Source organism: Corallococcus aberystwythensis (assembly GCF_003612165.1).
Classification (GTDB): Bacteria; Myxococcota; Myxococcia; order Myxococcales; family Myxococcaceae; genus Corallococcus; species Corallococcus aberystwythensis.
On the sequence record NZ_RAWK01000356.1, the window covers coordinates 1 to 8,292 of the forward strand.

The 8,292-nt window shown below is 71.9% G+C and carries 6 protein-coding genes and 1 tRNA gene; 3 read left to right on the top strand and 4 right to left on the bottom strand.

Going from position 1 to position 8,292, the window contains the following annotated elements:
- Together D7W81_RS37260 and D7W81_RS37265 are read left to right on the top strand one after the other, a co-directional pair.
- On the top strand, positions 1 to 1,362 hold a 1,362-nt coding region (locus D7W81_RS37260), incomplete at its 5' end, for a bifunctional metallophosphatase/5'-nucleotidase (protein ID WP_120560130.1).
- A gap of 233 nt (positions 1,363 to 1,595) precedes the next feature.
- A complete protein-coding gene (locus D7W81_RS37265) occupies positions 1,596 to 2,024 on the top strand; it encodes a hypothetical protein (protein ID WP_120560131.1) in 429 nt (142 codons plus the stop codon).
- Positions 2,025 to 2,136: 112 nt separating this feature from the next.
- Here D7W81_RS37265 and D7W81_RS37270 read toward each other — a convergent pair whose 3' ends face one another.
- The 4 genes from D7W81_RS37270 to D7W81_RS37285 form a co-directional block, all read right to left on the bottom strand.
- Positions 2,137 to 4,917, bottom strand: a complete 2,781-nt coding sequence (locus D7W81_RS37270) for an Hsp70 family protein (RefSeq protein WP_120560132.1) — start codon at positions 4,915 to 4,917, stop codon at positions 2,137 to 2,139.
- 25 nt (positions 4,918 to 4,942) lie between these two features.
- Positions 4,943 to 6,805 carry an Hsp70 family protein gene (locus D7W81_RS37275; RefSeq protein WP_120560133.1) on the bottom strand — a complete coding sequence of 621 codons (1,863 nt, stop codon included), beginning with the start codon at positions 6,803 to 6,805 and terminating at the stop codon, positions 4,943 to 4,945.
- Positions 6,806 to 6,892: 87 nt separating this feature from the next.
- Complete coding sequence (locus D7W81_RS37280) at positions 6,893 to 7,507, bottom strand: DUF2760 domain-containing protein (protein WP_120560134.1); 615 nt, start codon at positions 7,505 to 7,507, stop codon at positions 6,893 to 6,895.
- A gap of 96 nt (positions 7,508 to 7,603) precedes the next feature.
- Positions 7,604 to 7,679: transfer RNA gene (locus tag D7W81_RS37285), tRNA-Ala, on the bottom strand.
- Between the two features lie 204 nt (positions 7,680 to 7,883).
- On the opposite strand from D7W81_RS37285, the gene D7W81_RS37290 reads away from it, so the two are divergent.
- On the top strand, positions 7,884 to 8,292 hold a 409-nt coding region (locus D7W81_RS37290; protein WP_368773757.1), incomplete at its 3' end, for a tetratricopeptide repeat protein.

Sequence of the window (8,292 nt, forward strand, 5' to 3'; positions counted from 1 at the left end):
CCGGACGAGGACCCGCTGGGCGCGCTCAAGGCCCGCGTGGCGCAGGCGAAGTTCCCCTTCCTGTCCGCCAACGTCCGCGAGAAGGACGGCCGCCACCCGGCGTGGCTGGGCAATGACGGCACCACGGTCGTCACTGTGAAGGGCGTGAAGGTGGGCCTGCTGGGCCTGTCCACGCTGTCCACGCCGCAGACCACCAACCCCGCGAACGTCGCCAGCCTCAGGTTCCAGTCCCTGGCCGACGCCGCGAGGGAGGCCGCGACGTCGCTGCGCGAGCAGGGCGCGGAGGTGGTGGTCGCCATCGCACACGCGGGCGGCAAGTGCACGGACCTGGCGAACCCGCGCGACACGTCCGGGTGCGAGCGCGACGACGGCGAAATCTACGCGGTGCTGGACGCGCTGCCGAAGGGCGCGGTGGACGCGGTGGTGGCGGGCCACACGCACCAACCCATGGGGCACTTCTTCGGCGACGTGCCGGTCATCGAGACGACGGGCCTGGCGCGCTCGTTCGGCGTGGTGGACCTCTTCGTGGATCCGGTGACCCACCGCGTGCTGCCCGGGCGCACGCGCATCCAGGCCGCCATCCCGGTGTGCGGGGCCGTGGAGGCCACGCTGAAGACGTGTGATCCGCTGAAGCTGCGCGACGCGAAGGACGTGCGGCTGGTGCCGGCCACGTTCCTGGGCCAGCCGGTGACGCCGGACGCCCGCGTGGAGGCGCTGGTGGCCCCCGCGGAGGCGCGCGTGGAGGAGGAGCAGCGCCGCCCGGTGGGCGTGGAGAGCCAGTCCCGCATGCCCCAGGTGTACGAGGGCGAGAGCGCGCTGGGCAACGTCATCGCGGACGCGATGCGGGAGGCGGCCCGCTCCGACGCGGCGGTGATGAACGCGGGCGGCATCCGGGCGGACCTGCCGCAGGGGCCGCTCACCTTCGGGAAGCTCTATGAAATCCTGCCCTTCGACAACACGCTCGCGGTGCTGGACCTGAGCGCGGACGAATTGCGCCGCTTCCTGTCGCTGGCCTACGGCGGCCGCAAGGGCGTCTTCGCGGTGTCCGGGCTGGAGGTGACGCTGGGCGCGTGCCCCGGGCCGGAGCGCTTCCAGGGCGTGACGCTGCCGGGAGGCAAGCCGCTGAAGGCGAAGGGGACCTACCGGGTCGCGGTGCCGGACTTCCTCCTGCGCGGCGGCGACGGGGTGGGACCGCTGACGTCCACGCTGCCACAGGAACGTATCAACCTGTTGCAGGGGCAGGACCTGCGTGAGGTGCTGATCGCGTACGGCCGCGCCCACGGCAACGCGCTGAAGCCCCCGGCGCTCGGGCGCGTGCACATGGTGAAGGCAGCGGAGCCCTGCGTGGACCCGAAGCCCTGAAAAAGCGCGCCCGGCGTTGGAAATTTTCTCTCCGTGCTGATCCGCTGGGGCTGGATCGCGGCGCAACCCAGCGGAAGATCAGCAGAAGGCGTCCAGGGCCGAATTTTCGGCCTGGGATCAGTTTCCAACGGCGGGAAACCTCCCTACTCTAGGGCACGCGAGAGCCCTTGCAGGCGCGGCCCCCAAAGCCCGCGCGAGCAAGTGGGCGCCCGTGCGTGGGAGGGACAGAAGAGATGCTCTACAAAGTGACCCCGATGATGGTCCCCGTTGCGCCCGAGAAGAAAGAGGCGCGGGAGCCGGGCCAGCCGCGCAAGCGGCGCAAGTCCTCCGTCTACGACGCCGACGGCCACGAGGTGCTGATCTCGCTGATGTGTCTGAAGTGCAAGACGCTCAGGCCGCTGGCGCAGTTCGGGCTGCGGAAGATGGCGGACGGCGCCATCCGCAACCAGCCGTGGTGCCGGGGCTGCCGCTCGGGCGCGGGCACGAAGAAGCCGAAGAAGGACGAGTCCCAGGCCGTCACCGTCACCGTCAGCGTGCCCGTCGCCGCCGCCGTGGAGCCCGTGCTCCAGGTCGTCGCCTCCGTGCCGCTCGACGTGGCTCCCGTGGCGCCGACGCTCGTCGATGCCCCGGCGGCCGACGCGACCGCCACCGCCCCGGTCTGAACCCCGGTCCTGGATGATCCGCCCTGCCGGGGCGCGCACTTCGCGCCCGGCACGGGACGGATCCGCGCAAGGCCCGCCGTCCCCCCATGACGGAGGGACGGCCCGCTTCCCGTCAGGACAACCGCAGGCCCGCCGGCAGCGTGTCGCCAAGCGCCCGGGCTTCGTCCGCCGCCTCCAGCGCCACGACCTCACGCACCATGCGCACCCAGGTGTCCGCGGCCTTCGCTGCCACCAGCGCCTGGGCGGTGCGCTCGCGCAGCGCCGGATCCAGATCGCGCGTGCGGTCGCCGGTGAGGCGCGCGAGCTGGGCGGCGGCGAAGGGCGCGCCATCCACCTTGCGCAGATCCAACGACAAGAGCAGCTCCAGCCACGCCTCCGCCGTCTCCACGTCCACGACCTTGTGGCTGCTGCCGTAGAGCGGCACGCGCGCGCCCAGCCGGCCCAGGGCCCACGCCCACGGGCCACCGGAGCGGGACTCGGCCTTCAGGCGCGCGGCGATCCACCGGCCCACCTCCGCCTTGTCGCCCGGCACCAGGTGCTCCAGCGAGGCGACGGTGCGGATCATCTCGTCCAACCCTTCCGGTTGGATTCCCTTCAACTTGCCGCCCTGCGTGGGCGCGTCCGGGGGCACGCGGCGGGAGAGGTGCGGCTGGAGGTAGCCGTACAGCTTCTGCTGCTGCGCTTCGGTGAGGCCGCCGGCGATGCGGCGCCACATCACCCAGAACTCCGTCCACACCGCCTTGTCCTGGTGGTGCTGCACCAGCGCGTCGAAGAGGCTGAAGGTCTGCTCCGCGCGCCAGCCGTCCAGCGGGTAGCCGAAGCCGGGGCGCAGGCAGAAGCCGGTGAGGCTGTAGAAGACGCGCTCGTGGTCATCCGAGCGGCGGCGCTTGCTCGCGCCCGCGTACAGCGTGCTCCACAGCTCGCGCAGCACCGGCACGCGCCACGTGTCGCGCGGGCCCAGCACCTTCTCCAGCGTGCGCGACAGCTGCTTCACGTCCTTGGGCCCCAGGGGCAGCGGCTTGTTGCCGTAGACGCGCTCCACGTTGTCCTTCGCCTCGGCGAAGCGCGCGGGCATGGACTCGGTGACGGTCAGCTCGTGCGAGCCGCCGGTGCCGCGCAGCTCGAACTCCAGGCGCCAGCGCTCGTCCGCGACGTCCGACACGCAGAACAGCTCCAGCGTGCCAATCTCCGTGAGCGCCGCCTGCAGGTGCACCGGGACCTCCGTGACCTTGCCCGCCGCGCCCTTGAGCAGCGTGTGGATGGGCGGCAGGGGCTTCAGGTCCTCCGCCAGCGGCACCAGGTCCCCCGGCTTGTCGATGCGGTCGCTCGTCGTGGAGAAAAGCGTGAACTGCACCGGCCGGCCCAGGGTGAGCGTGAAGGGGCGCTCGCCCAGGTCCACCTTCTGGCCCTCCTCGAAGCCGCGGGGGATGAGGCACAGCGTGGGCTGCTCCGTGCTGTCCGCGCCGCGCTGCAGGCCCACGTAGTACGCCCGCGCCGCGCCGCCGCCGATGCGCAGGCCGTGCCCGCGCCGCACCAGCCCGTAGTACGCGGCCCCCCGCGCCACCGCGAGCTCCAGCGACTCGTGCTTCAAGAGCGGGATGCGCGGCGCCTGCGGCCACCACGCGGACAGCGCGTCCACCAGCCGCGCGGAGATCTGCGGTGAGTTGAAGACGCCGCCGTTGAGCAGGATGGCGTCGGGGCGGGGCAGGGCGCCCTCGTGCGACGGCGTCTCGCCCAGCGCCGCGAAGCCCGCCGCCGCGTGCTGGAAGAGGAAGGCCGCCAGGTGCCGGGTGACGGCGGGGTCCTGCACGTACGGCAGGCCCAGCTCCTGGAGCGCCATGCGCGCCGAGCGCCGGGGTCGCTCCTCGGGAGGAGACAGGGGGAAGAAGCCGTCCAGCACCAGCGCGTGCGCCTCGTCGCGGCCCAGCTCCGTGGACAGCGTGCCGCCCAGGAGCCGGCTGCCCTCGCCGATGAGCGACATGCCGTACTTCTCTGGAGGCGCGCGCCCCAGCAGTTCCTCCTTCGCGGTGCGCGCGGCCTGGATGGCCTGCGTCCACTGCGTCGCGGACAGGCGCCGGCCGTTCTGGGTGAGCTTCTCCTCCATGCGCCGCGCGAGCGCCGCGTCCATGTTGTCGCCGCCCAGCATCAGGTGGTCGCCCACCGCCAGCCGCCGCAGCATGGGCCCTTCCGGCGACACGCCCGCGTGCACCAGCGTGAAGTCCGTGGTGCCGCCGCCCACGTCCACCACCAGCACCAGCCGCACCTGGGCCAGCGTCTGCTCCAGGTCCGAGCGGTGGCGCGCGGTGTAGTCGTAGAAGGCCGCCTGCGGCTCCTCCAGCAGGGTGAACTTCTCCAGCCCCGCCTTGCGCGCCGCGCTCACAGTGAGGGCGCGCGCCGCCTCGTCGAACGAAGCGGGGACGGTGATGACCACCTCCTGCTTCGCCAGCGGCTCGTCCGGGTGGGCGTGGTCCCACGCCCGGGCCATGTGGGTGAGGAGCAGGGCGGACGCGTCCACCGGGGACAGCTTCTGCACGTCCGCGGGCGCGCCCCACGGGAGGATGGGCGCGGAGCGGTCCACGCCCGGGTGGCACAGCCAGCTCTTGGCGGAGGCCACGAGCCGGCCGGGCACGCGCGCGCCCTGCCAGCGGGCCAGCTCGCCCACCACGTACGGGCCGCCGTCATCGCCCCAGGGCAGGCGCAGCACCTCCGGGGCCAGCTCGTGGCCGGCGGGGACGTAGACGGTGGACGGCAGGAGGGCGCGCGGGGCCACCTCGCCCTGGCGGACGAGCTGGGGCAGGGGGAAGTCCTCGACGGGCGCCCCCGCGCCCCTGCCTGGATCCACGGATGCCACCGCGCAATGGGTGGTGCCCAGGTCGATGCCGACGATTCGCATACGCCTCCGGTGTGCGGGGCCCCTTCTACTCCTTCATGCGCACGTTGAGCTCCAGCTTCCAGCGTCCGGAGCCGTTCTTCTCCAGGCACCGCAGCTCCAGCGTGCCCACCTCCGTCACCGCCGCCTGGAGGTTCACCGGGGTCAGGTCGCCAAACGGCGTGGCCTGTCCGGGCAGCGTCGTCTCAATGGGCGCCACCTCCTCCAGTCCTCCCGCCGCCAGCTCCGACTCCACGTCCTCCAGCATCTCGCCCACCCGGTCGTCACGCCGCACGGACGACGCGAAGAAGCGGAAGCTGGTGGGCTCACCGGTGACGAGTCCGAACTCCTGCGGCGGCACGTCCGCCTGCGTCCCTTCCTCCATCCCGAAGGGCGCGACGCACAGCGCCTTCACCGGCGGCTCCATGCCCGGCACCGCGGGCATCGCCGTCTCCACGCCCACGTAGTACGCGCGCGCCGTGCCGCCGCGGATGCGCAGGCCGTGGCCCTGGCGCACCCAGCCGTAGTACGCCGCGCCCCGCGCCACCGCGAGGTCCAGGTCCGCCCCCTCCAGCTCCTTCGCCGGAGGCGCCCCTTCCGACGCGAGCCACTGGTTGAGGACCTCCATCACGCGGCCCTTCAGCGGTCCGGCCTTGAAGACGCCGCCGTTGAAGAGCACCGCGGTGGGGTGCAGGAAGCCCTTGCCCGTCACGTCCACCGGCGAGTCCGAGCTGGCCGCCAGCGCCTGCGCCTGCCGGGTGAGGAAGGCCGCCAGGTGCTTCGTCACCGCCGCATCCTGCGCGTACGGCAGCGCCATCTGCGCCAGGCCCGTGCGCCGGGCGGTGCGCGGCAGGTCCGCCACCTGCGTCACCGGGAAGAAGCCGTCCGTGAGGACGCGGTCCAGCTCCTCGCGCGTCAGCTCCGTGCGCAGCGTGCCGCCAATGAGCGACGAGCCCCGGCCGGGAATCGCGATGGGCACCCGGTCCACGGACGCGTCCGCGTACAGCGTCTCCTTCGCCTGCCGGCACCCGTAGGTGAGGCCGTTGAACTGCCACGCGTCCAGCTTGCGGCCCTCCGCCGCCATCCGCTGGTTGAGCGTGTGCGCCAGGGCGAGGTCCATGTTGTCGCCGCCCAGGAGGATGTGGTCGCCCACCGCCACGCGCAGCAGCTCCAGGTCGCCCTCGCGGTCCTTCACGGTGATGACGGAGAAGTCGGACGTGCCGCCGCCCACGTCCACCACGAGAATCACTTCCCCGGGCTGCACCTGCTTGCGGAAGTTCTCCCCCATCGCCTCCAGCCACGCGTACAGCGCTGCCTGCGGCTCCTCGAGCAGCGTGATGTGCTCGATGCCCGCCGCCTTCGCGGCCTCCAGCGTCAGGTCGCGCGCCGCCGCGTCGAAGGACGCCGGGACGGTGACGATGACCTCCTGCTGGGACAGCGCGTTGCCGGACTCCTCCTGCGCCCGAGCGAAGGTGTGGTCCCACGCCTCCTTCAGGTGGCGCAGGTAGCGCGCGGACGCATCCAGCGGCGACACGCGCTGCACCTCCTCCGGCGCCTGCCAGGGCAGGAGCGCCGAGCGCCGGTCCACGCCCGGGTGCGACAGCCAGCTCTTCGCGGAGGACACCAGCCGCGTGGGCACCTTGGCCCCGTGCGAGCGGGCGAAGTCACCCACGATGACGCCCGGCTCCTGACTCCACGGCAGGCCCAGGCTGCCCTCCGGGAACTCCTGCGCGCTGGGGAGGTAGAGGAAGGAGGGCAGCAGCGGACGGGCTTCCACGGTCCCGGGCGCCGTCACCTGCGGCACGGGCAGCATGGACTGCGAGGGGCCGCGCGGCTTGCCGTCCTCGAGGTTGAAGTAGGACACCGCGGAGTGCGTGGTGCCCAGGTCGATGCCGATTGCGTATCGGGCCATATCGGTCAGGAACCCCCTAGGGGGCCTTGTGGTTCCTCGATGGGAAGGGGACTTCGGAGGATGCGCCGCCTGCTGCCCGGGCGGGCGTCAGGCGAGCTCGACTTCCGCCGGCGCCAGCACGCGCGGCTCCATGGCGGGGGAGACGGACGGGAACTTCACCTCCGTGGTCACCCAGCCGTGGTGCCGGAGCGTGCCGCCGTAGGGGGGCTGGCCGGCGACGTTGCCCGTGAGCCGGATGCGCTGAGCGTCGAAGCCCGGGGGCACCGTCACCTTGTCGCCCTCGCCCTGCGGCAGCACCGGCTGGAGCGTGAGGTACTGGTGCACCACCTTGCGGCAGCCCTCGTGGACGATGCGGGCCGCCGCGCCCACGTCCGCGTCCGGGAAGGCCGCGACGTTCTCCTGCACGAAGTCCAGGAACCGGCCCTCGCGCTGGAGCATGGCCAACAGCGACAGGGCGCTGGCGTGCTCGCGCTCCGGAGCCAGGGGAGGGGGCGCCACGGGGGCCTGGACGGCCGGAGTCTTCACGGGCGGCGGGGCCTGCGTGTCCCCGGACGGGAGCTCCTTGAGCTGGCCGGCGTCATAGGCGCGGCTGGTCGGCAGCACGGCCTGCGCGAATTCGCGGGACACGAGGCAGCGCCAGAAGCACAGCCAGGCGAGCCAGAAGCGGGCGAAGAACGACAGGGAGGCGGACGGGTCGGTCATCGGCCCCGGATAACAAAGCCGGAAGCCTTTGCAATTCGCCAATGGCCTGAAATGCAAAGGGCCTCACGGTTTCCCGTGAGGCCCTTCGTTTCTTCATGGTGGAGGTGGACGGGATCGAACCGACGACCTTCGCATTGCGAACGCGACGCTCTCCCAACTGAGCTACACCCCCACATCGGGGACTACAGGCTGCCTGCTGCGCCTCGCGGGGGTTGGGTCCCGCGAAGTGATGGGGCTAGTACCGGAGCCTTACCTTGCTGTCAAGCAGCTCGTTTCCGGCACCAACCCTGCGATTGACGTGCCGCACTGTGGATGCCATAAAAACCGCCTTTCGGTACCGCATCCTTCCCGGCCATTCCGGGCCCCCTTCTGGTTCATGTCCACCTCCCCATCGAAGACGTTGAGCCCCACCGACCTCGCGAAGCTTGAACATTCGTTCGCTTCCGACCCCTCTTCGGATGCGTACAAGCCCCTGGCGGAGGCGTACCTCGACCTGGGCCGCTTCATGGAAGCGATGGTCGTCTGCAAGAAGGGCGTCAAGGCGCACCCGACCGCAGCCGATCCCCGCCTCCTCCTGGCCCGCGTCTACGCGGCGCAGAACAAGGACAAGAAGGCGCTCGAAGAAGTGATGGGCGCGCTCCAGGTCCAGCCAGAGGACAAGGCCGCCCTGCGCATGGCGGGCGTGCTGCAGATCAAGGGCGGCGAGGCCGACACCGGCCGCGCCAACCTCCTCAAGGCCTACCAGGCGGACCCCGGCGACCCGGAGACCGTCACGCCTGTCTCTT

Bases quoted from the DNA above. Each gene is read 5' to 3' on its own strand.
- D7W81_RS37270 (WP_120560132.1), bottom strand. From the start codon at position 4,917: ATGCGAATCGTCGGCATCGACCTGGGCACCACCCATTGCGCGGTGGCA.
- D7W81_RS37275 (WP_120560133.1), bottom strand. From the start codon at position 6,805: ATGGCCCGATACGCAATCGGCATCGACCTGGGCACCACGCACTCCGCG.
- D7W81_RS37265 (WP_120560131.1), top strand. From the start codon at position 1,596: ATGCTCTACAAAGTGACCCCGATGATGGTCCCCGTTGCGCCCGAGAAG.
- D7W81_RS37280 (WP_120560134.1), bottom strand. From the start codon at position 7,507: ATGACCGACCCGTCCGCCTCCCTGTCGTTCTTCGCCCGCTTCTGGCTC.